Genomic DNA, 24,889 nt, shown 5'->3' with positions numbered 1-24,889 from the left:
GCTTTTTTATTTTACAATGGGTAAGCAACATCAACCAATCGTCAAAACCACACCGGCAAACAAGCCGGGGCAACGCAAGATAGACGTTTACTTTAATCGTTTAGATGCCAGCCATCAAAACCCAACCAACAGGTTACTGCATTGGTTTTTTGTTCCGTTGATGGTTTTGGGTTTGTTAGGTATGGCATGGGCGCTGCCTTTTCCGCACATCAGCTTTATTGGTAAGTATAACGGCTACTTTAACTGGGCATCGTTTGTAATTGCTTTTGCTATGTATTACTACTTAAAGTTATCGCCATTGTTATCTTACTTCGCGCTGTTTTTGCTGTTTGGCTTAAGCTATGGCGTAATGCAGCTGGAGCTTTATGAAAAAGCAGGTGGCCCGCCATTGGCAATGGTAAGCGTGGCTGTGCTTTTTGCCGGTCTGGCAGGCCAGTTCATAGGCGGTAAAATAGAAGGTAAAGAAGACTCATTTAACGATGATACCAAGCTGTTGCATATAACCCCGCTATGGGTGCTGTACTCGCTTACAAAAAGGTTTGGGTTGAGGTATTAGGGTTTTTGCTAACCCATGATAATTCGTTGGTAAATGGCGCAAGTGTTCACGTTCACAGCCGTGAACGCATTGTGAATTTTGTTAATAGCTGATAATAAGGCATTTAAAAAATTGGGTACTGGCGAAATAGTGTCACCATTTGATCCAAACCCGGCACAGGCAAAATAGACTATAATGTAGTTTCTCTTGCACTCGTCACAGACGGGCGCAAGGTTAAAACGCACATCAATATCCCTTAATCAATAAAATCTGCTTAATCCCGGTTATAGGTTCTTACCCAATTTCTCTAAAATATCCTGCGGTACTTTCTCCAGATCTAAAACCAGGAAACCATCAAGGCAATCGGCAAATTTAGGGTCGATGTTAAAGCTGATGATATGGGCGTTAAGGGCAAGGTACTGACGAAGCAATACCGGCACCTTCATGTTATGCGTTTCCACTTCGGATATCAGGTTATCGAGGCCTTTAAACGTATCCCCGCCAGATAGCAGCAGGTCGGTATCAATATTCTCCAAATTCACCTTGAATTTCTTACGTGGCTTTACATACTGCGCCATCTCGTGATCAAAATGGTTGCGGTTAATGTAATCTACAATAAGCGATTTGGAGAACTGAGAGAAGGAATTACTGATACTTACCGGACCTATTAAATAACGGTAACGGGGGTTATCAATAACAAACTTCAGGATGCCTTTCCATAGCAGGAACAGGGGCAGGGGTTTCATCTGATATTCCTTACGGATCCATGAACGACCAAGCTCCAGGCTTTTCTTTAATATGGGAGTAAACTGCTCTTTAAGCTTAAATAGTTCGTTAATGTAAAAACCCTTTTTACCAACGCCATAAAAGATCTCATCGCCCAGGCCAATACGGTAAGCGCCAACTATCATTTTGGCATCGGTATCCCAAATAAACAGGTGGTGATAGTAAATATCGTATTCGTCAAGGTCGGTAGCTTTGTTAGTGCCTTCCCCAACATCCCTGAAAGTTATCTCGCGTAAACGGCCTATCTCGCGAATGATGCAGGGGATCTGCGAAGTTGGTGTGATAAATACCTCGTAGTTTTTTTCTGTCCAAACCTTGTAACTTTCGCGAAGCGGTATAACCTCTTTTTCCAGTTTTTCGGAAAGGGTTTCGGGTACGATATCTTCGGGCAATCTTTTTATCTTGAACAGATTGCGGGGGTTAAATATCTTTTTCTCTTCCTCCAAACCTGCACCCAATGCATAAGTTTTAGCACGAAGGAAATTAAGAATTTTAGTACTGTTGGTATTATCGGGGATATCGTCAATCTTTATCGGTTTACCTATACGCAGCTTAATAGTTTGGCCCTGTTTATTAAATAACTCGGATGGTAACTTCGCGGTACGCAAAGCGGGGTGTATTAGGCTCAATAAATTAAACAGCAAGCCATTGTTGCCGTGGAAGTATATAGGTACAACCGGTACTTTAGATTTTGCGATGATCTTACCCACTACCGGGTGCCATAGCCTGTCGGTAACTTCTTTTTTCTCCAGTTTAAAGGTAGATACCTCGCCGGCAGGGAAAATGCCTATAGGGGTGCCATTAGCCAGTAATTCGAGCGTGTTTTTTAATCCGCTGATGCTGGATGAATGTTCTACGTTCTCAAAGGGGTTAACAGCTATAAAGTAATCGCTAAGGTTAGGGATCTTTTTAAGCAGGAAGTTGGCCATCAGCTTAGCATCCGGCCTAACCATGCAAAGCATTTTTAGCAACACCATCCCCTCAATACCACCATAAGGGTGATTGGCAATGGCTATAAAGCTGCCTTCTTTAGGTATGTTTTTTAGCTCACGTTCATCAAAATCGATTTCAATACCACAGCCTTTTAAAATAGCATCAACAAACTCCGGGCCTTGTTTAGGCTGGGCCTGGGCAAACAGATCGTTCACCTGGTTTATCTTCATCAGTTCCATCAACAGGCCTGCCAATCCGGGCATTTTTAGCTTATCCAGTTTGGTGGCTTTGGCAAACTCTTCGGTGGTTATTATTTTCATGCTGTATTTAACGCAGTAAAAGTCTCGAAATTTATTAATTTAACGGCTTATTAGCCTGTTGATAATGAAAACGCAGTTCAAAAATTACATGTCCCTTACTAAAAAAGAATGGAACGGCATGGTAGTGCTGCTTGTATTAATAGCACTGGTTTTGGCTGCTCCCTACGCTTATCAGAGGTTTCACAAAGATAATACAATAAACGTTACAGAGTTTAATGCTGCTGTGGCGCAATTGAACAAGGCCAATCCGCAGGCAAATCAATTAAATGACGGTGGCAAACTTCAAAGCGTTGCACTTTTCAAATTTAATCCCAATACTTCATCTGTAGCCGATTGGCAAAAGCTTGGGTTGACAGCGAAGCAGGCTGCTATCATTAAAAACTATACCACAAAAGGCGGCAGGTTCCGTAAGGCGGATGATCTACAAAAGATATATGGCCTTACTAAAGTTGACTATGCCCGTCTGGCTCCGTTCATTGTTATCCCGGAAGGAAAGGCTGCTACTAATATGGTAGTAGAATTAAACTCGGCAGATTCTGCAAAACTTACAAGTGTGGAGGGGATAGGCCCGGGCTTTGCCAAACGCATTATTTACTATCGCGAAAGGTTGGGTGGCTTTGTATATAAAGAGCAATTGAAAGAAGTTTTTGGGCTGGATGAATTGAAGTACGATGAAATAAAAGGCCAGGTAAAAGTAGATGCCAGCCGCATCCGTAAAATCAACGTTAACACCATCAGTTTTGATAAACTAAGGTTGATGCCTTATCTGGATTATAAACAGGTAAATGCCATTGTTGAGTATCGCAAACAGCATGGCAATTACGCCTCAATTGCCGATATAGGAAATATTGCCATTATAGATGATGGAATTTTGCGTAAAATTGAGCCTTATTTAGTTTTTAAATGATAGAGCAGCAAATTAAAACCGCTATCCGCGATATACATGACTTTCCAAAACCGGGTATTATCTTTAAGGATATCACCCCGATACTAAAAGACCCTATCCTTTGTACAAAAATTACCGATGCCTTTATAGAAAAATTGCAGGGTATGCAGATAGATGCCATAGCAGGGGTAGAGAGTCGTGGTTTTTTATTTGGCTTAACACTTGCCACCAGACTGGGCGTGCCGTTTATCCCGGTGCGTAAGGCGGGGAAGCTGCCCCATACCGTTAATCAGAAAGTTTACGAATTGGAATATGGTACAGCTACAATAGAGATCCATACCGATGCCTTTAGTCCCGGCGATCGTATCCTTATTCATGATGATTTACTGGCAACGGGAGGTACCGTAACCGCCACCAGCGAACTGATACAGGATATGGGCGGCCATGTGGCAGGTTTTACTTTTGTGGTAGGCCTTGGCTTTTTAAACGGACTGGAAAAAATATCACCCATTAGCAATAACATCATTGTACTTGCCGATTATTGATTTTTAAGATTATACGCATTAATATTCTACCTTATATTTTTGGCAGATTAAAATATCAAAAACCCTCTAATTACTCAAATTAGAGGGTTTTTAGATTATAAAAATTTCCTGATGATTGATATTGGTATGCCATGCCATAAATCTGTTATAATTTCAGCAATTAATCGGAAATGTCAGCCAATTCGTTTCCGGTTTAAACAGACCTTAATCTGTTTACTAAACCATTCAAAAATAGAGATGAAAATTAATCGCTGCATTGCCCTTGCTGTAATTTTTACGGCTTGTACCCAACTCTTGTCTGCCCAAAGCCCTATAAAACAGGTGGGTAAGGTAACCGCTGTTACAGTAAATAACCAGGAAATTGATATCACCACAGAAAACGCCTTTGTAAAAGTTGTTGTGTATAGCCCTAATATTATAAGGGTACGCATGGATAAGCAAAAGCTGGCAGCCGATTTTTCGTACGCTGTAATAAGTGAGCCGGTTAAAACCAAGATGGCTATCACTCAGGATAATGACCAGATAAACCTTACTACCGATTCTTTAAAGGTAAATATCCGCAAAAGCCCTTACCAAATAACATTTAGCACGCTAACAGGTGAGGTTATTAACCAGGATGAGCCGGGTTTAACAACTTCATGGGTAAATGAATCTGTTACTACCTACAAAAAAATGCAGGATAACGAGCACTTTATAGGTTTAGGTGAAAAAACTGGTTCGCTTGACCGTAAAGGAAATGCCTATACCCACTGGAACAGCGATACCTATGCATACACAACCGGGCAGGATCCTATTTATTCAACTATCCCTTTTTATTTAGGGATACACCATAATGTGCAGTACGGGATCTTCTTTGATAACACCTGGCAGTCTGATTTTAACTTCGGTGCCAGTAATGACAGGTTCTCGTCATTCGGTGCCAAGGGTGGCGAAATGAACTATTATTTCATCTACAACAAACACCTTGCAGATATTATTAGCTCGTATAGCTCGCTTACCGGTTTAATGAAAATGCCACCACTGTGGAGCTTGGGCTATCAGCAAAACCGGTACAGTTACTACCCCGAAGCCGAAGTTTATCGTATAGCGCAAACGCTTCGCGAGAAAAAGATCCCGGCAGATGGTATTACACTGGATATCCACTATATGGATAAATACAAGGTGTTTACCTGGGATAAAACCCGCTTTCCTGATCCGACGGGCTTAACTAAAAAGCTGAACAGCATGGGCTTTAAAGTAACCCTGATTGTTGACCCGGGCATTAAGGTAGAAAAAGGCTATAGCGTTTACGAACGCGGATTGAAAGAAGACATTTTTGCGAAGTACCCGGATGGAACCAACTATACCGGACAGGTATGGCCCGGCTGGTGTAACTTTCCCGATTTTACAAACCCTAAAGGGCGTGCATGGTGGGGAAGCGAACTTAAAAAATATGCCGATGAGGGCGTAAGCGGTATCTGGAATGATATGAACGAGTTTAGCACCTGGGGCCAAAAAGCGCCGGATAATATTCTATTTAATTACGAAGGTAAACTGGCGTCACATCCACAAATACATAATGCTTATGGTTTAGAAATGATCCGCTCCAGCTATGAGGGATACAAGGCAGCGCTTAATAATAAACGTCCGTTTATTTTAACCCGTTCGGGTTACGCAGGTTTACAACGTTATGCCGCTATATGGACAGGTGACAACCGTGCCGAGAACGACCACATGCTGTTAGGTATAAGATTGATGAACAGCCTTGGTTTAAGTGGTGTTCCTTTTTCAGGTATGGACGTAGGTGGATTTACAGGTGGTGCATCACCATCGTTATATGCCCGCTGGATGCAGATTGGCGCGTTTAACCCATATATGCGTAACCACTCGGGGATCAACTCAAAAGCATCAGAGCCATGGGCTTACGGTGAAGAGGTATTAGAGATAACCCGTAACTATATTAACCTGCGTTACCGTTTATTGCCCTACTTATACTCAAGCTTTTACGATGCTACACAAATCGGCAGCCCTATAATGAGGTCGCTTACTATTGATTACACCCATGATGAAAATGTATACAATGGCTTATATGAGAACCAATATATGTTTGGTAAAGCATTTTTGGTGTTTCCGTTTGATGGGGTAACCAATTATGGTAAGCTGTATTTCCCGGCGGGTAAATGGTATAACCTGTACACCGGCGAAGTACAACAGGGTAACCAAAAAATAGCGCTTGATCTGGGTATATCCAAATTGCCTGTTTATGTTAAAGAAAGTAGCATTATCCCAATGCAATCGCAAATACAAACCACAATGGAAAAGCCAACCGATACTTTGTATGTGCATGTGTACAAAGGCGACGTAAATAACAAGTTTGTTTATTACGAGGATGACGGTGAAAGCTTCGATTACGAAAAAGGCGATTTCTACAAACGTACTATTACTTATGATGCGGCTAAAAAGACCATTTCTTTCGCCAAAGCAGAAGGCTCTGCAAAATCAAAATTCAGTAACATAAAACTGCTATTGCATGGTTTTGGCGATAATTTTAGTGCAAAGCTGAATGGCAAACAAGCTAAGGCCGGAAATGGTTTTGAAGTGCTAATGGTACCTATATCAAGATTTGACCCAACCGGATTATCAAATCCGGTTGAAGGGGAGAAGGTAAAAACACTATTGATCAAAAATAACAGCGATCAGTTTGCCATTAGTTATTAGTTTAAGAGATTTCCCTACTAAACATATCAGCCTGCATCTTTTTTATAAGTTGCAGGCTTTTTTATTAGTGTTTTTGTAAAAAAATGCGTTTTGTAACAAATTTGGCAGATAATTAGTAATATTACGTTCGGGTAGATTTACCAGTTAATCTATAACTAAATTATTTATTTTCAGGAATGTGCGGGTCAGATATAGCTGAATTTGCACTGGATATAATTTAAAAATTTAGTTTACAGTAATTAACTTTAATGCCTTTTGTAACCAAAATATGCGATTTTTTTTGAGGTTTTTCTTCATGTTGCTTCTTGCCTACCCTGCCATATCTATCGGCGCCGGTACAGATACTCTCCTTACAGCTTTGAAAATTGAAATCAGCAGAAAAAATGTATACGATGATCAAAAGCAGGCAAGGATACACCGCTTAAAGCAACTGCAGCATACAACGCCCAAAGTTGATTATGCAAAGCAATATGATTTGTGCCTTAAACTGTATGACGAGTATAAGTCATATCAGTATGATTCGGCTTATGTATACGTAAATAAGCTTAAGGATATTAGTGTATCAATGAACGATATGTCCAGGGCTTATTACAGCCAAATAAAGCTGGGCTTTATATTGCTGTCATCGGGTATGTTTAAAGAAACCTTTGACAGTATGGGCAAGGTTGATCCTAAAATGCTTAACGACTCCATGAAGGTGGAGTACTATTTTATAATGTATCGCTGTAATAACGATCTTGCTAAATATAATAACGACAAGTATTTTACCCCCAATTATTTAAGGATCGGAAACGCTTATATCGATTCGGCTATTAAATTAAGCAAACCCGGGTCTGTGGATCATATTTACTATACCGGTTTAAAGCATGTTGGCAAAAACGACAATAACCGCGGCTCGCAGGAGCTTAGTAAGCTGTTAATACCAAACGCGCAAATATCAATGCACTTACGCGCCATGATAACTTGTTCGCTGGGGCAAATTTATCTTAACAGTGATAAAAAAGAAGAAGGCACAAAGTTGCTTGTTCAATCGGCCATTGCGGACATTAAATCGTCTACCAAAGAAACCGTAGCCCTTTTTACCCTTGCCGAGCAGCTTTATAAAGCAGGCAATATAAAAGATGCCTATAGTTTTATTCAGTTGGCCAAGGCCGATGCCGATTTTTATGGCGCCCGCCAGCGTAAGATACAGATAGGGGCTATTTTACCCCTGGTTGCTGCCGAAGAGTTGAGTCATTCGGAAAAAGAAAAACATACCATATTAACATACCTGCTGGCAATAACAGCCCTGGCATCATTGGTTATTTTGTTTTTGATGATGATATATAAGCAATTGGGTAAGCTTAAGCACAAGGAACGTATCATTGAAGACCAGAATATGCAATTAAAGGATATTAATTACAAACTGGTTGAAGATGCACACATCAAAGAAGAGTACATAGGGCAGTTCTTTAAGATCATATCGGGCTATATATTAAAGCTGGAGAAGCTCAAGATGTCTGTTGATACCAAACTGTCAATAAAGAAATATGATGATATAAGATTGATAATCAATAATATAAATATTAAAAAAGAACGTGAAGTATTATACTACAGCTTTGACCATATCTTTCTTAAAATATTCCCCAATTTCATATCTGTGTTTAATTCTCAGTTTGATGAGAAAGATCAGATATGGCCGCATGAGCATGAAGTGTTAAATACAGATCTGCGCATATTTGCTCTGATACGTATGGGCATAAATGATAATGAAACCATAGCCAAGATATTGGAATATTCTGTGAATACTATTTACGTATACAAAATGCGTATTAAGGCAAAGTCTAAAAACCCCGATCAATTTGAACAGTGTATAATGGACATTAAGGCCGTTGACACCATTGAATAGTTAAAGCGGCTCTGCTATATGTAATAGTACTTTAAAAACTATTTAACGTACTATTTTACCCTGTTTTGTTATATAAAATCTAAAAATGACTTATATTTTTTAATATGTTGATTTAATTAACTACCTTGTAATAAGGTATTTAAATTTAAATTCATTTATATTTTTTTATATTTTAGGTAAACTTGTAGGGATTGAGGTTCAGGACATCCATCTTTGTATAGGAAGAGAATATTTTAATAAGTGATAGGCTCATTAAAATAGCACCCAAAGCTTCGAGAAGCACAATTATAAACCAATATATACTGTACCAATTTTATTAAGTTTTTACCGGGTAATAACATTACACGGCACCATGAATTTTGATTTGCTGAATTTTATGCGCAAACCTGTTTTATGATGTAAATGCGAACCATGTACTAAATTTTATATAACCAATTATTAATTAAACCACAAACTATGCAATTTAAACACTTACTCACATTATGTTTTTTTGCTTTAACCTGCCTCTTTGTTCAGCCTGCACTGGCTCAAAACAAAGTTGTAACGGGTAAGGTAACTGACAAAAAAGACAATTCGCCGCTTATTGGCGTATCGGTAGGCGCAGCAGGCGGTATTGGAACGTTAACCAGCGTTGATGGTACGTTCAGGCTTTCGGTACCAGCAAGCACAACTGCTTTAACCTTCACTTATATTGGTTTCAAGAACTTAACAGTTCCTCTTAACGGCCAATCATCTATCGCTGTATCACTTGAATCAGCAAGTACAGCTTTAAACGAAGTTGTTGTAATTGGTTACGGTACCCAGCGTGTTAAAGACGCAACGGGTTCGGTTTCATCTTTAAGCCCTAAAGATTTTAATAAGGGTGTTATTGCAACACCCGAGCAACTATTACAAGGTAGGATAGCAGGTGTACAGGTAACCCCTTCAAGCGGTGAGCCTGGTGCAGCGGCTACTATCAATATCCGTGGTGCAAGTTCAATACGTGCGGGTACCAGCCCGTTATACGTGGTTGATGGTGTGCCGCTTGATAATGGTGGTACATCCGGCGGTTATGATAGTGGTGCAGGTACTTCTACAGCACGTAACCCTCTTGCATTTTTAAACCCTGCCGATATCGAAAATATCTCAGTGTTAAAAGATGCTTCTGCCTCGGCTATCTACGGTTCTCGTGGTGCTAACGGTGTAATTTTAATTACTACACGTAAAGGTCGTAAAGGGCAAGGTATACAATTTGGCGCAAGTACAAGTGTATCAAAAGCCGCTAAAACTTACGATGTATTAGGCCGCGAGGACTTCTTAAAAGCAGTGGAAAGTGTTGGCGCTGATCCAGCTGCTGCTGATTATGGCGGCAATACCGACTGGCAAAAAGAAATTTTGCGTACTGCGGTTTCTCAAAATTATAATATAGCTTTTGGTGGTGCCAGCAATACAGGTAACTATCGTGCTTCAGCAGCATACGATAACCAGCAAGGTATTGTTAAAAACACAAATCTTCAACGTTTTACTGCACGTTTTAACGGTTCGCAATCATTTTTTGGTGAGCGTTTAAAATTCGAGCTGCAGTCGTTATTTTCAAATGTACAAGATCGCTTTGCACCTATTACTAATAACGCCGGTTTTAACGGCAGCTTAATTGGTACCGCAATTCAAACAAATCCAACAATCCCAATTTTTGATGCTCAGGGTAGATATTTTAACCTTAACGGATATGATGCGCAAGGCTTCCCTAACGGTACTAGCTTCAGAAATCCTGTATCGTTATTAAATCAAATTGATGATACTGATAACATCAACCGTTACCTGAATAACTTAACAATGACCTTACGACTTATTGAAGGGTTAAGCTATAGGGGTAACATCAGTATTGACAAATCGCGCGGTGCAAGGAAAACTTTTTACGATCCAAATATAGTTGGTTTTACAGATGCAGGAAATATCAGGGGGCTTAGCTTTCCATCTGCAACAGGTAACGGCCGCAGTATTTTGCAAAATACCGAGCTTAGCAATTTAACAACTGAGCACACCTTAAACTACGAAAAGAAATTTTCTAACAATAGCTCAATTACAGCTTTAGCAGGTTATTCTTATTCTAAGTACGACAATTTCCCGCGCGCTAGGGTAGGATGGGGTGCAAAAGGTAACAAAACCTTCATCAAAGATTTTCAAAACACGCCTAACAAGTATCCGTTCGCATTCGGCGATAGTACAACTAACACTTATCGCTTGCAATCGTATTTCGCACGTGTAAACTACTCGTACAAAGACAGGTATATTTTAACAGCAACTGTTAGAAGGGACGGCTCTACGCGTTTTGGTGACGAGAACCATTATGCCAATTTCCCGGCTCTTGCGGCTAAATGGCGTATTTCTGGCGAAAGCTGGGCCCCTAAAGGCATATTTGATGACCTAAGCTTAAGGTTAAACTATGGTAAGACAGGTAACCAGGATTATCCTTCACTTGCTTCAAAAGCAATAAGGTCTATTGATTACTACGGCGGAACCACCGCAGATAACGCGGCTAACCCAACTCTTAAATGGGAAACACAAACCGCTTATGGTGCCGGGTTAGATTTCTCGGTACTGCGTGGACGCTTAACAGGTACTATTGATTACTTTAATAAATCACAAAAAGATCTGTTGTTCTTACAGGACGTAGCACAACCGGCGGCCGTATCCAGGTTCTGGGTTAACTTGCCTGGTAATGTAAGAAATACCGGTATTGAGGTAGGTTTAAACTTTGCCGCTATACAAGCATCAGATGCGAAAGGATTTAGCTGGGATGTTAATTTTAATACAACCTTTATTAAAAACAGAATTGAGAACTTTGGTAACCGTAACGTTATTACAGGTAACATTGATGGTCAGGGTTTATCAGGTGCTTACGCACAGTTTTTTGGTAACGGTTACCCGCTATATGAATTTAATGTATCACAATACAATGGTTTAGATGATCAAGGTTTTGGTATCTATCCTGATGGTATAGATGCTGCCACACCACACGGAAGCCCGCTGCCAACCTTCTATGGCGGTTTAAACAATACTTTTAGTTACGGTAACTGGAACCTGAGCTTCTTCCTGAGTGCGCAAACCGGATTTTACATTTACAACAATACTGCTAACGCATTCTTTTACAAAGGCAACCTTGTTAGCGGTCGTAACGTAACTAAAGAAGTGGCTGCAACAAACGAAAACCCACTTAACTCTGGTGAGGTATCAAGCCGTTTCCTGGAGAAAGGTGATTTCTTGAGATTGCAAAACGCAGCGCTTGGTTATACCTTCCCGTTGAGCGGTGGTGCTATCAAATCGCTTAGGGTTTCTTTAACAGGTCAAAACCTGTTCCTGATAACAGGCTATAGCGGTATAGATCCCGAAATTAACACAAACAAAGAAAGAAATGGCGTTCCTTCAAGGGGTATAGATTATACAGCTTACCCAAGCGCACGCACATTCACATTAGGTTTAAACGCAAGCTTCTAAAAAATACAAGTATGAAAAAAATTACATTAAGAGCGGTAATGTGTAGCATGGTACTTTTAGCTGCTGCAGGTTGCTCCAAACTGGACGAAAAGATATATGGTAACAAATTTGAGGATACGGGCGGTGCTCTTAGCGAATCGGATTTGGCAGGGGTTTATAATCAATTAGGCGGCCAGGCCGACCAGGCTAACACCTATGCCCTGCAAGAGCATTCAACAGATGAAATGATGGGCCCAACTCGTGGCACCGACTGGGGGGATTTTGGTACATGGCGTAAATTACACACGCACACCTGGACACCATCACACAACCAGGTAAACGATACCTGGGATCAGCTTAACATTGGTGTGTTCCGTGCAACCCAGGTTATAGACAGGGCTTCTTCAGACCAGATTAAAGCCGAAGCAAGTTTCTTGCGTGCTTATTTTATGTTCCAGGTAGTTGACCTTTATGGCCAGGCTCCTTTTCGTGATCCGGCAGCGGCTAATACCGACATCCCTAAAGTATACCAACGTGCCGAAGCAACAGACTTTATAATAAAAGATCTTGAATTTGCTGAGTCGAAACTTGGATCGGCACCAAACATTGGTGTTGCAAGTAAAGCTGCAGCTCAGGCACTGTTATGTAAAGTATACCTTAACAGGGCTGTTTACACTGCATCAACTGTAGGCGGGCCTTTCACGTTTGCTACAGCCGACATGAATAAAGTAATTGAGTATGCTAACAAAGTCATTGCATCTGGTGCATATTCTTTAGAGCCGGCAGGTAAGTATTTCCAGAACTTTGCCTGGGATAACTCAGAACAATCTCATGATAACATCTTTGGTATCTATAATACTCCTCAAAGGCAGATAGGTAATGCAAAAAACCGTTGGAAAATGGGCTTACACTACAACCAGACACCTGATGGATGGAATGGTTTTACCACCCTTGCCGATTTCTATAACTCTTTCCAGCCCGGAGATGAGCGAAGAGGCGTTGCATACCCTGGTTTAACAGATAAAGTTGGTTTAAGGGCCGGTTTTGCTGTTGGTCAGCAATTTGGTCCTAATAACAAGGCGTTAACACAACGCAGTGGTAAACCACTTGTTTTTACACCAGATGTTAACTTAAACTTTTCTACCGAAGCGCAAGGTATACGGGTGTTTAAATACTTTCCGCATCCAAATGCTGATGGAAGTGTTACCGATAACAGTGAAGACAATGACTATGTATTCCTGCGTTTTGCCGATGTACTGTTAGAAAAAGCAGAGGCAATAATGCGTGGCGGTACAGATCCTAATGGTCAAACACCTTTAGCTATAGTAAATGCTATACGTGTACCACGTGGGGCAACAGCTTTAGCAACTGTAACGGAAGCAGATATGCTTGCTGAGCGTGGCCGCGAATTGTATTATGAAGGCTGGAGAAGAAATGACCTGATCCGTTTCGGTAAATTTAACGATCCGGTTGATCAGCGTCCTTTAGCAACCGATAAAACACGTACATTATATCCAATACCACAACGTGCAGTTGATACTAATCCTAACCTAAAACAAAACGCAGGTTATTAATTGAAACCAGTTTCCAATTAGTTATATTTGATTTTAAACGTAGCGAAGTAATTCGCTACGTTTGTTTTTTGTAACCTTTATAATGTTGATTAAAAATACTTTTTTCTCCCTAATCGTTATTTTTATTTGTTTATCATCTTGTACTAACAATGAGGTGAAAGATCCATTATTCTCACTACAATCTAACGATGCTTTGGGTGTTAATTTTATTAACCAGTTGGTTGATAAAGATAAGACCAATGTATTCTCATTTCGTAATTATTATAATGGTGGCGGCGTTGCCATTGGGGATATTAACAATGACGGATTAAATGATGTTTACCTAACGTCAAACCAGGGTGGCAATAAGCTATACCTTAATAAAGGCAATTGGAAATTTGATGATATTACCGATAAAGCCGGTGTAAAGGGTACTAAGTACTGGAGCACCGGTGTTACCATGGTTGATATTAATGGCGATGGGTGGCTGGATATTTACGTTTGCCACAGCGGTAACATTATCGACCGAAAGGGTAACGAACTTTTTATAAACCAACACGATGGCACGTTTAAAGAAGAAGCCGAAAAGTATGGCTTAATCGATAACGGCCTATCAACCCAGGCAATATTTTTTGACCTTGATAACGACGGAGACCTGGATTGCTTTGTACTAAACAACTCTTTTAGGCCAATAGGGTCGTTTGATTTTAACCAAAACCTGCGTGCTGTTGTTGATGAACTTGGCGGTGCACGTTTATACCGCAACGATGCCGGTCATTTTACAAACATTACAAAGGAGGCTGGTATATTTTCAAGCGACATTGGTTTCGGCTTAGGGGTCTCTGTAGCCGATGTTGATAATGATGGCTACCCGGACATCTATGTATCAAATGATTTTTTTGAACGGGATTATCTGTATATCAACCAGCACAACGGCACCTTTAAAGAAGATATACAAGCAGAAACAGGCCACTTGAGCCTTGCCTCAATGGGGTCTGATATTGCCGACATTAACAATGATGGCAACCTGGATATTTTTACAACCGAAATGTTGCCCGAGGGCGATAAACGATTAAAGCAAATGACATCATTTGAATCTTTTGATGTTATAAAGCTAAAACAACACGACGGCTATTTTAATCAGTTTATGCAAAACTGCCTGCAGCTAAATAACGGCGATGGTACTTTCTCTGAAATTGCATTTAACGCCGGGGTAAGCGCAACCGACTGGAGTTGGGGCGCATTGTTTTTTGATATGGATAACGATGGCTGGAAGGATATTTTTGTATCTAACGGCATATATAAAGACCTTACCGATCAGGATTATGTAGAGTTTTTGGGCAACCGAGAAAATATGGACAAAATTGCCGATAAAAAGAAATTCGATTATAATGATTTTACCAATAAAATGGTGTCTACACCGCAGTCAAGTTATGCCTATAAAAACAACCACGATTTAACTTTTACAAACAAAGCTCACGAGTATGGGCTGGATCAACTCTCGTTCAGTAATGGCGCTGCCTACGGCGATCTGGATAATGATGGAGATAATGATCTGATCGTCAACAATGTTAACAAACCGTTATCGGTATATAAAAGCAATGCAGAAAAACTGAACAACAACTATCTGCAGTTAAAATTAACGGGCGAGGGCCAAAACCGGTTTGGTGTTGGGACAACCATAAAAACATACGCTAATGGCCAAACACTAACTTATTATCATCAGCCAACAAGGGGTTTTCAAAGCAGCACTTCGCCAAATTTACTAACCATTGGTTTAGGCAAAGTTAAGCAGATAGATTCGGTACAAATTATTTGGCCGGGAGGTAAGTACCAGGTTGCTAAAAATGTGCAGGCTAATAAAGTTTATACCTATAAAATAGCCGATGCTAAGCTACAGTACAATTTTACAAAACCACCTGTAAAAAGCTTATTTGTTGAAACAGAGAAAACGTTGTTCGATTCTGTGCCTAAACATACCGAGGATGGTTTTATAGATTTTGATAATGAGCGGTTAATGCTGCAAATGTTATCAACCGAAAACCCGTACATGGCAAAAGGCGACATCAACAAAGATGGCTTAACCGATTTCTATTTCGGCGCTTCAAAAGATAACCCTGCCGCCATATATGTTCAACAAAAGGACGGAAGGTTTAAACAATACATCCCGGAAGATTTAGAAAAGCAGAGCTATCTGGAGAATGCAGGCGCTGCATTTGGCGATTTTGATGCCGATGGAGACGAAGACCTTATTATTGGAGTAGGCGGCAACGCAGACGAGGCCGGTACAAATATTTATTTCCCACGCTTTTATGAAAATGATGGCAAAGGTAACCTGCATCGTAATGCACAAAAATCGATACAGGTTTCGGTTAATGCTTCGGTAATTACTGCCTGCGATTATGATAAAGATGGGCACCCCGATTTGTTTATTGGCGGCCGCAGTGTACCAGGTACCTACGCGGTATCGCCAAATTCATATGTGATGCATAATGATGGTAAAGGCAACTTTACTGATGTAACCAAACAGGTTTTAGGTGGCGATATTAAGCCGGGCATGATAACCGCGGCCCAATGGGCAGATATTGATAACAATGGCTACCCGGATCTGGTAATTGTCGGAAACTGGATGGGCATAAAAATATACAAGAATAATAAAGGCAAATTTACACAAGATAAACAGCTTGAAGGTTACAAAGGATGGTGGAGCAGTCTCGAAATTGCTGATATAAACAGCGACGGAAAGCTGGATATCATAGCAGGTAATCTGGGTTTAAATTCAAAATTCAAGGCTTCGAGTACCGAGCCTATGAAAATATATGTGAAAGATTTTGATGGTAATGGCACTAAAGAGTGTGTGACATCTATATACCGGCAAGGCGTTTCTTATGTATTTCATATGAAGCCCGATCTTACCGGCCAAATGCCCATTCTTAAAAAGAAATATTTAAAATATGCTGATTATGCCGGTAAACCATTCAACGAGGTTTTTACCGCTGAGATGCTGGAAGGTGCCGAAGAACATGAGATGAATTATTTAGCTTCGGCGGTTTTTATGAATGGGGATAACAATAAATATACTTGTAAACCATTGCCTTATAACGCGCAGTTATCAAATGTAGGTGCCATTTTATGCGATGATATTGATAACAGCGGTACACCGGCTATTATACTGGGCGGTAATTTTTATGGCTTTAAGCCCGAGGTTGGCCGCTTAGATGCAAGTTATGGCCAAATTTACAAGTACACTAAAAACGGATTTGTTTATATTTCACCCGCGAAAAGTGGTATTAAACTTAACGGACAAGTAAGATCATCAATGATGATAAAAAACGGCAACGGGGATAAGTACTATCTGTTCGGGATAAATGATGATAAGCTTAAGGCTTATAAATTACGTTAAGCACAATATGCTAAAGGCCAATTTATACAAACAAATCCTATTTACTTGCTGCGCTATGCTAATTGGTATTACCATTTTTAGCTCGTGCAAATCCAAAAAAAACGGTGATGGCATTTTTAAACTCCTATCTGCCGAGCAAACACATATTGATTTTGTAAACAAAAATACGGTGACAGATTCGGTGAATATACTGGATTACCTGTATTTTTATAATGGCGCCGGCGTAGCATCTGCCGATTTTAATAACGACGGATTAGAGGATATCTACTTTGTATCAAACCAGGGCCCTAATAAGCTTTATCTAAATAAAGGCAATCTAAAATTTGAAGATATTACTGCTAAAGCGGGTGTTGCCGGTACTGGTAATTGGAAAACCGGTGTAACCGTTGTTGATATTAACGGCGACGGTTTGAAGGATATTTATGTTTGTGTGGTATCCAACTTTAAAAGTTTTAAAGGTAAAAATCAGCTGTATATCAATAATGGGGATCTTACTTTTACCGAGTCTGCAGCTAAATATGGATTAGATTTTTCGGGCTTTTCTACGCAGGCATCCTTTCTTGATTATGATAAAGACGGTGATCTGGATATGTTTCTGCTAACCTCATCGGTACATAGTAACGATACCTATGGCGATTCCACACTGCGCTTTAAAACCAGCCACGATGCCGGCGACCATCTGTTCAGGAACGATAATAACAAGTTTACTGATGTTACTACAGGATCGGGCATATATCAGGCACCAATTGGTTATGGTTTAGGCCTAAGCGTAGGCGATTTGAATAATGATGGTTGGGACGATATTTATGTAAGCAACGACTTTTTTGAGCAGGATTACTACTATATCAACCAAAAAAACGGAACGTTTAAGGAAGAGTTAAAGAGTGCCTTTGGCCACACCAGTTTATTTTCGATGGGGAATGCGATTAGTGATGTGAACAAGGATGGGCATCTGGATGTGATAAGTACAGATATGCTTCCCGAGGAGATGAAGGCGCTAAAATCGACAATAAATGATGAACCGCTTGATATTTATAACCAGGAGGTAAACGCGGGTTATTATTATCAATATTCAAAAAATAGCCTGCAGCTAAATGTAGGCAATGGTAAAAAGTTTGTAGATATCAGCCTGTACTCGGGCGTATCAGCAACAGACTGGACCTGGTCGCCCCTGGTGCAAGATTTTGATATGGATGGCCGTAAGGATATGTTCTTTTCAAACGGAATAAAAAAACGCTTGAACGATATGGATTATCTGAAATACCTGGGTGACCCTAACGTAATAAAAGATTTTAAGACCAGTCGTTTCTTTGATAAGGAAAAAATAAACTTAATGCCCGATGGAGATGTGCACAACTACTTATATCATGGCGATGATAAACTGAAATTTAGCGATGTATCTGCCGGTAATGATATGAAGGACCCATCGATATCTGCGGGTTCGGTAACAGTTGATCTGGATAATGATGGTGACCTGGAACTGGTTACAAATAATATGGATGCACCGGCATATATCTATCAAAACATGACGATGGAAAGCCATAAGGATAACAAACCATCGTTCCTTAAACTGAGCGTGAAGTACACCAAAACTAACTTAGATGGCATCGGCACAAAATTATATTTGCGGTCTGCAAAACAAGTAGATCATCAGGAAATACAAACCAGTACCGCTTACGAAAGTACGCAAGGCAACAATTTATTATTTACCTTTTTGCCCGGTGATAAACCTGTAGAACTAATGGTACTGTGGCCCGATAATTCTTATCAGGTAATTAAAAATTTCACACTGGATAAAAAAACAGTTATAACCTACAATAAAAGCAAAACACAACCTGCTGCTGACGTAGTGGCCTTAGTTAACAGCTTCATAAAAGACAATAAGGAATTTACTTATACAGATGTAAAGGCAAATGTTTTAGCAACTATCCAACCGTTTGAAACACCTGATTTTAATTACTACGGTTTGCTGCCACATACTTATTTGCCACATACACCGGCTATAGCAGTTGCCGATGTAAACAAAGATGGCATTGATGACATTTATGTAGGTAGCATTGCCGGCGAAGAAAAGTACATTTTGGCGGGGACTAAAAGCGGGGCTTTCAAAAAAACAGCTGTTGATGCCTTTACTCCATTTAAGGAACAAGGTGATACTGAAGCCCAATGGGCCGATGTAAATAACGACGGATTGCCAGACCTGATAGTATTAAGCGCTAATCACCCATTTGTTGAAATGGCGAAAAGCATCCAGCCCCGCCTGTATATTAATAAAGGCAATTACGAGTTTGAGTACAAAGCTTTACCAAAAGTAAATGCTTTAGTATCTAAAATATTCGCGTATGATTTTGATGGCGATGGGTTGAAAGATCTGTTTTTTGGCAGTGCAGTAAATTTTAGAGATTATACAGTAGCGGCAACATCAGTTGTGCTATTAAATAAAAACAATGGCAACTTTACTGCAGCACCCCAAAATCAATTTGCCGGTTTAACCAGTATAAGATACCTAACTAACACATCTACAGCTGATATTGACCATAACGGCACCGATGATATAATTATTAGTGCAGAGTGGCAGCCCGTACAAATATTCCTGAACAAGAATAAAAAACTGGTTAAATTTTCATCAACATTACTTGATAATGAAAAGGGGTGGTGGCAATCGGCAGTAATTACCGATTTAGATGGCGATGGCAAAGCCGACCTGGTAGCAGGAAACTGGGGCGAGAATAATAAGTATAATGTTAATGACAAGCAACCACTGTATGCTTATAATAATGATGTAGATAACGATGGCAAAAACGATTTGATACTATCGTATTTTTATAAAGAGCAATACTACCCTTTCCGCCCAAAGAACGACCTGGAGCAGGAGTTGCCATACATTAAAAAGGAATTTTTGAGTTATCAAAAGATGGCTGATAAAACCACGGCCGAGATATTTAAAGATAGATTGACCGATAGCAGCCGCTTGGTTGCTAATCAGTTCAAAAGCATTTTTATAAGTGATGTTTTGAATGCTAAACAAATTACAGAACTGCCATATTTATACCAACAAGCCCCTATAAGATCAATTATATCACTCAATAATACGCAAGGCGATATTTTGCTGAATGGTAATTTTTGGGGTGTGGTGCCTTATGAAGGTAAGTATGATGCTTTGGGTTTAGTTACCGCACATTACGATAAGCGTACAAAGCAATTCTCCATGCCCGAGTATTGGACAAACGCTATGTTAAACTCAGAAGAAATAACACATCTATACCCCTATAAAACCGCTACCGGTAACAGCTTTATAATTACAACTTACGAGGGTAAGCTAATGCTTTTAAGCAAGTAATACTCATTTAAAAAATAGGCCAGAATACCTTGGTTACCCATTTAGCAGTATCCTTTTCGGCAAGTCTGTTGGTTATCAATAGTTCGTAAGGCATAGCAGGCGATATCAATCTGTGATCTTTTTGGTAGTGTTTTAATTGGGTAAATGCATTCAATATGGTGTTTTTGCCTCCTTTAACAGTGGTTTCTAATAAGTTACCACCCATCACTAATTGGTTTATTATTGTATTTGGCCCGGCTGTGATTGTTTTGTTGATAGGTATGGCCACCATTACCTGGTACCCATCGCCTTCGTTTGCATGAACGTTTAGCATGGGGGAATCGGCCACTATGGCATTTTGAGCGCTTACCTGCTTCTTTAAGTTATTTACTATATTATAAATAACCACGGGGGATGGGTAATCATTTGTGTGGATAGTTGAGGCAAGAACAGTTGGGTTTTTTATTTTAGATATTTTAACAGCAATGCCATATACGTTGGTATCTGTTTGCATGAATTTTTTAAAGCCCGTTAATAGGGTGTCAATATCTTTGGTAACGTGTTTAATTTTAACAAATTCGGCTATCCTTTTAATAGGGTTAATGCTGCTTTGCATTTCTGTGACCCAGGTAACCTCACTCATCCCCTCGCCGGTTGTCGCGTATAATAGCTGACTGCTTAATTCAATGTCGCCAATTTTTATAAGGGTTTTCATTGCGCTGTTGGTGCTTTCCTGCAGCACATAATCAGCACCATTATATGAAAAATGAATACTGTCGGCTGTATTGTGCTGGCCAGGCCACCATTTGTTCCATTGCCGCTTATTTACTAAAAATTTAGCTATGTTAACATCAGCGGCATCAATCTCAATAACGTTGGTTGTTTTTATTTTTTGAGGGATAATAAAGTAAATACTTATAAAAGCTAAAACAAGAATACCTATTACAAAGAGAGTTGGTTTTTTCATATAAAATTCAGAAACATTTAGCAGCAAAGCCAGGCATATTAGACAGCCTGTTTGCGATGTAAAAGTAATTATTTAAGCGGGTTAATATCAAACAATATATGTGCTTATCTATTAGCAAAAAAACCTTATATTAGCCTGTAATCCAAGAAAAGCCAATGTAAACTTGATGATCAATAGCATCAGTTTTTCTAAACCAATATTTGATATGAACCGCTTCCTGTTATTAATTGTGGGTGTAATTTTAGTATTTACATCCTGCAAAAAAGCCGACTACCAAAAAGTTACCCACGATCCCGAACTTTATCGGGTAACAGTAAAAAAACTGAATGACATTGTTCTCGAAAATAACTTTCCACCGGTTATCGCATCCCGTAATTATGTGTATGCAAATATTGCTGCTTACGAGGTTATAGCCGCCGGCGACCCGCAGCATTTCCGTTCATTAGCAGGGCAAATAAAACATTTACCTGCCGTACCAAAACCGGATAAGGATAAAGAAATAGATTTTCAATTCGCGTCATTGTTGTCATTTTGCTTTGTGGGTAATGCTGTTACTTTCCCCGAGGGCAGCATGTTTTTATACATTGATGAACTGAAGAAAAAAGCAAAAGATGCGGGTATGCCGTCGGATGTGTTTAATAACTCGGTTGCCTATTCAGATATAGTTGCAAAACATATCATGAAATGGAGTAAAAAAGATAATTATGCGCAAACCCGCTCTGCCAGCAAATACACCGTAACACGTAAGGATGGCCGTTGGATCCCAACCCCTCCAATGTACGCCCAGGCGCTTGAGCCACATTGGGGAGAAATACGCCCTATGGTTTTAGACTCGGCATCACAGATCCCGGCACCCGAGCCACCGCCTTACAACATGACAGATAAGAACAGCGTGTTTTATAAATCTGTAATGGAAGTGAAGCAATTAGGTGATAGCCTTACTACCGACCAAAAACACATGGCCGATTTTTGGGATGATAATGCCTTTAAAATGAACGTAGTGGGCCATGCCATGTTTGCCACCAAAAAATTTGGCCCAGCCGGGCACTGGATGAACATCGCGGGTATTGGTTCAAAAATGAAGAACGCCGATTTTGGCACTACAGTTGCCGCTTATACACAAGCCTCAATTGCTTTGTTTGATGCTTTTATTAACTGCTGGTATGTAAAATACAAAGCAAACAGCGTTCGTCCCGAAACGGTGATAACCAAACTAATTGATCACGACTGGAGGCCACGTATCCAAACCCCGCCATTCCCGGAATATATTAGTGGTCACGCTGTTATATCAGCTGCTGCAGCCGAAACGCTTACCCATAGTTTTGGTGATAATATGGCTTATACCGATGCCTCGGAATCTGAATTTGGGATACCTGCGCGCACATTTACATCATTTAGGGCTGCTGCGCAAGAGGCTGGATTGTCACGCGTATACGGTGGCATCCATTACAAAAATGCTTGTATAACAGGTAGCATGTCTGGCCGCAAAATTGGCCAGTTGGTGGTAGAAAAGCTAAAATTAAAGATAAAGTAACGGCGCTTTTATGAGAAGAATAATGCCCTTTTTTATATTGATAAATCTATTTGCCATGGCAAATTTATCGGCACAGAATATTAACCCCTGGATAATTAAGGCTGATAAAATTGATCCAAATAACTACTACGGGATAACCGCGGCAAATGGAATGATAGGCATTGTATCATCGCCCGAGCCATTTAAGGTGAAAAATGTGGTGCTTGCCGGTGCATATGATCTGTATGGACGGGGCCGGGTAAGTAACTTTTTAAACAGTTTTAACCTGTTAAATATGTACCTGGAGATTGACGGCAAACGCTTGGATGCCAAGATGGTAAGTAACATGAAGCAGGAACTGGATATGCAGCATGCCGCCATGACCACCACGCTTGATTATGGCGATAAAGCAAGCATTAAATACACCTACTATTCTTTAAGGCAATTGCCTTTCACCGTGCTAATGGATGTTGCCATAACCGCCAAAAAGGCAATAAATATAACAGCCGCCAGCGTTATGGAGGCGCCGGATGCATTAAAGGAAGTACAGAATTATTATAATGAAATTGACCGCCCTCATGTAACTATTAGTCTGCTAACTTCAACGGCTAAAAGCCCTACTGGTAAGTTACAGCTTAGCGCTTCAACCTCGTTTTTGTTTAACGAAGAGCATGGTAAAGAACCGCGTGTTATCCACGAAATGTGGGATAATAACATGCATTTGATGAAGTTTAGTCATGCTATTGCAGCGGGGCAAACCTACAAATACGGTGTTACAGGGTCCTCCATAACATCGGCACACCACGCCGACCCGCTGAATGAGGCCGAACGCCTAACTATCTTTGCCAAGCTGGAAGGCCGCGACAGGCTGATCCAGTTTCATAATAAAGCCTGGGATGAGCTTTGGAAAAGCGATATTCAGATCGAAGGGGATGCACAGGCACAGCAGGATATACATAGCATGTTATATCACTTGTACTCCTTTTCTCGTGCGGGCACGGCATTGTCGCCCTCACCAATGGGTCTATCCGGGTTGGGGTATAATGGACACGTGTTTTGGGATACTGATATATGGATGTTCCCGGCTATGCTGGTTTTACATCCGGAGATTGCCAAATCAATGGTGGAGTATCGTTTTGAACGATTAGAGAACGCGCGTAAAAACGCTTTCTCGCATGGCTACAAAGGAGCAATGTATCCCTGGGAGAGCGCTGACACCGGCGTAGAAGAAACACCCGTATGGGCATTAAGCGGCCCGTTTGAGCACCATATTAGCGCTGATGTTGCATTGGCAGCATGGAGCTATTACTGTGTAACACAGGATAAGCAGTGGCTGCGTGATAAAGGCTGGCCAATACTATCTGCCACTGCAGACTTTTGGGCCAGCAGGGTGGAACGCAATGGCACTGGTCATTATGATATAAAGAATGTGGTGGCTGCCGATGAATGGGCTGAGAATATTGATAACAATGCTTTTACCAATGCTGCCGCACAGGCCAACCTGATGAATGCAACAGCCGCTGCCAAAATATTAGGCATGCAGGCCGATAGCGATTGGGTAAATGTTGCCAATAATATTCCTATTCTAAAAATGGCTAATGGCGTAACTCAGGAGCATGCGCAATACAAAGGCGAAGGCATTAAGCAAGCCGATGTAAACCTGCTGGCCTATCCGTTAAAAACAATAACCGACCCCGCCCAGATCAAGAAAGATCTGGAATATTATGAAACCCGTGTACCAAACGAAGGCACCCCTGCTATGACTCAGGGTGTATTTGCACTGCTGTATGCCCGCCTTGGAGATGGCCAAAAGGCTTACCATTGGTTTAAGGATGCATATGAGCCAAACCTAAACCCGCCTTTTCGCGTAATTGCCGAAACTAAGGGTGGCACAAACCCATACTTTGCAACAGGGGCGGGTGGTATAGTTCAAAGTCTGTTAATGGGTTTTGGAGGATTAGATATTACGCCAACCGGTATTGTTCAGCTAAAAAGCAAGCTGCCATCTAACTGGAAATCATTAAAAATTACCGGGGTTGGAGTGAATAAGGCTACCTATACGGTGAAGTAAGATCATTCTGTAGAGAC

The 24,889-nt window shown here is 40.5% G+C and carries 13 protein-coding genes; 11 read left to right on the top strand and 2 right to left on the bottom strand.

Annotation, left to right across the window (positions count from 1 at the left end; genetic code table 11):
• The first annotated feature begins 16 nt into the window (after window positions 1-16).
• Window positions 17-556 (top strand): Mpo1 family 2-hydroxy fatty acid dioxygenase, encoded by a 540-nt coding sequence (locus tag NPE20_RS08870; RefSeq protein ID WP_256538257.1) that lies wholly within the window; start codon window positions 17-19, stop codon window positions 554-556.
• A 263-nt stretch (window positions 557-819) separates the two neighbouring features.
• Here the strand turns inward: NPE20_RS08870 and NPE20_RS08865 are convergent, their stop codons facing one another.
• Window positions 820-2,574, bottom strand: coding sequence for a bifunctional lysophospholipid acyltransferase family protein/GNAT family N-acetyltransferase (locus NPE20_RS08865; RefSeq protein ID WP_256538256.1), 1,755 nt, complete (start codon window positions 2,572-2,574; stop codon window positions 820-822).
• Window positions 2,575-2,638: 64 nt separating this feature from the next.
• Between NPE20_RS08865 and NPE20_RS08860 the strand changes: the two genes are divergently transcribed.
• From NPE20_RS08860 to NPE20_RS08825, 8 genes are all read left to right on the top strand, one after another.
• Window positions 2,639-3,481 (top strand): ComEA family DNA-binding protein, encoded by an 843-nt coding sequence (locus tag NPE20_RS08860; RefSeq protein ID WP_256538255.1) that lies wholly within the window; start codon window positions 2,639-2,641, stop codon window positions 3,479-3,481.
• The gene (locus NPE20_RS08855) at window positions 3,478-4,005 is read left to right on the top strand and encodes an adenine phosphoribosyltransferase (protein WP_256538254.1); all 528 of its coding nucleotides are present in this window, start codon (window positions 3,478-3,480) and stop codon (window positions 4,003-4,005) included. The genes NPE20_RS08860 and NPE20_RS08855 overlap by 4 nt, the downstream gene beginning before the upstream one ends.
• A gap of 237 nt (window positions 4,006-4,242) precedes the next feature.
• Complete coding sequence (locus NPE20_RS08850; protein ID WP_256538253.1) at window positions 4,243-6,702, top strand: glycoside hydrolase family 31 protein; 2,460 nt, start codon at window positions 4,243-4,245, stop codon at window positions 6,700-6,702.
• 268 nt (window positions 6,703-6,970) lie between these two features.
• Complete coding sequence (gene susR, locus NPE20_RS08845) at window positions 6,971-8,590, top strand: SusR family glycan utilization regulator (protein WP_256538252.1); 1,620 nt, start codon at window positions 6,971-6,973, stop codon at window positions 8,588-8,590.
• Window positions 8,591-9,046: 456 nt separating this feature from the next.
• On the top strand, window positions 9,047-12,067 hold the full coding sequence (locus NPE20_RS08840; protein ID WP_256538251.1) for a SusC/RagA family TonB-linked outer membrane protein: 3,021 nt from the start codon (window positions 9,047-9,049) through the stop codon (window positions 12,065-12,067).
• Between the two features lie 11 nt (window positions 12,068-12,078).
• On the top strand, window positions 12,079-13,620 hold the full coding sequence (locus NPE20_RS08835; protein ID WP_256538250.1) for a RagB/SusD family nutrient uptake outer membrane protein: 1,542 nt from the start codon (window positions 12,079-12,081) through the stop codon (window positions 13,618-13,620).
• 154 nt (window positions 13,621-13,774) lie between these two features.
• Window positions 13,775-17,002 (top strand): VCBS repeat-containing protein, encoded by a 3,228-nt coding sequence (locus tag NPE20_RS08830; protein WP_256538249.1) that lies wholly within the window; start codon window positions 13,775-13,777, stop codon window positions 17,000-17,002.
• Between the two features lie 55 nt (window positions 17,003-17,057).
• On the top strand, window positions 17,058-20,342 hold the full coding sequence (locus NPE20_RS08825) for an FG-GAP repeat domain-containing protein (RefSeq protein ID WP_256538248.1): 3,285 nt from the start codon (window positions 17,058-17,060) through the stop codon (window positions 20,340-20,342).
• Window positions 20,343-20,349: 7 nt separating this feature from the next.
• Here NPE20_RS08825 and NPE20_RS08820 read toward each other — a convergent pair whose 3' ends face one another.
• Window positions 20,350-21,288, bottom strand: a complete 939-nt coding sequence (locus NPE20_RS08820) for a GyrI-like domain-containing protein (protein WP_256538247.1) — start codon at window positions 21,286-21,288, stop codon at window positions 20,350-20,352.
• Between the two features lie 166 nt (window positions 21,289-21,454).
• On the opposite strand from NPE20_RS08820, the gene NPE20_RS08815 reads away from it, so the two are divergent.
• The gene (locus NPE20_RS08815; RefSeq protein ID WP_256538246.1) at window positions 21,455-22,822 is read left to right on the top strand and encodes a vanadium-dependent haloperoxidase; all 1,368 of its coding nucleotides are present in this window, start codon (window positions 21,455-21,457) and stop codon (window positions 22,820-22,822) included.
• A gap of 55 nt (window positions 22,823-22,877) precedes the next feature.
• Window positions 22,878-24,872, top strand: a complete 1,995-nt coding sequence (locus NPE20_RS08810; RefSeq protein WP_256538245.1) for a kojibiose hydrolase — start codon at window positions 22,878-22,880, stop codon at window positions 24,870-24,872.
• Window positions 24,873-24,889: the final 17 nt, after the last annotated feature.

The sequence above is a fragment of the Mucilaginibacter aquariorum genome (assembly GCF_024498135.1).
In the GTDB taxonomy this organism is placed as follows: Bacteria; Bacteroidota; Bacteroidia; order Sphingobacteriales; family Sphingobacteriaceae; genus Mucilaginibacter; species Mucilaginibacter aquariorum.
This window is presented reverse-complemented; position numbering and strand designations above follow the sequence as displayed.

Bases quoted from the DNA above. Each gene is read 5' to 3' on its own strand.
- NPE20_RS08870 (WP_256538257.1), top strand. From the start codon at position 17: ATGGGTAAGCAACATCAACCAATCGTCAAAACCACACCGGCAAACAAG.
- NPE20_RS08865 (WP_256538256.1), bottom strand. From the start codon at position 2,574: ATGAAAATAATAACCACCGAAGAGTTTGCCAAAGCCACCAAACTGGAT.
- NPE20_RS08860 (WP_256538255.1), top strand. From the start codon at position 2,639: ATGAAAACGCAGTTCAAAAATTACATGTCCCTTACTAAAAAAGAATGG.
- NPE20_RS08855 (WP_256538254.1), top strand. From the start codon at position 3,478: ATGATAGAGCAGCAAATTAAAACCGCTATCCGCGATATACATGACTTT.
- NPE20_RS08850 (WP_256538253.1), top strand. From the start codon at position 4,243: ATGAAAATTAATCGCTGCATTGCCCTTGCTGTAATTTTTACGGCTTGT.
- susR (WP_256538252.1), top strand. From the start codon at position 6,971: ATGCGATTTTTTTTGAGGTTTTTCTTCATGTTGCTTCTTGCCTACCCT.
- NPE20_RS08840 (WP_256538251.1), top strand. From the start codon at position 9,047: ATGCAATTTAAACACTTACTCACATTATGTTTTTTTGCTTTAACCTGC.
- NPE20_RS08835 (WP_256538250.1), top strand. From the start codon at position 12,079: ATGAAAAAAATTACATTAAGAGCGGTAATGTGTAGCATGGTACTTTTA.
- NPE20_RS08825 (WP_256538248.1), top strand. From the start codon at position 17,058: ATGCTAATTGGTATTACCATTTTTAGCTCGTGCAAATCCAAAAAAAAC.
- NPE20_RS08820 (WP_256538247.1), bottom strand. From the start codon at position 21,288: ATGAAAAAACCAACTCTCTTTGTAATAGGTATTCTTGTTTTAGCTTTT.
- NPE20_RS08815 (WP_256538246.1), top strand. From the start codon at position 21,455: ATGATCAATAGCATCAGTTTTTCTAAACCAATATTTGATATGAACCGC.
- NPE20_RS08810 (WP_256538245.1), top strand. From the start codon at position 22,878: ATGGCAAATTTATCGGCACAGAATATTAACCCCTGGATAATTAAGGCT.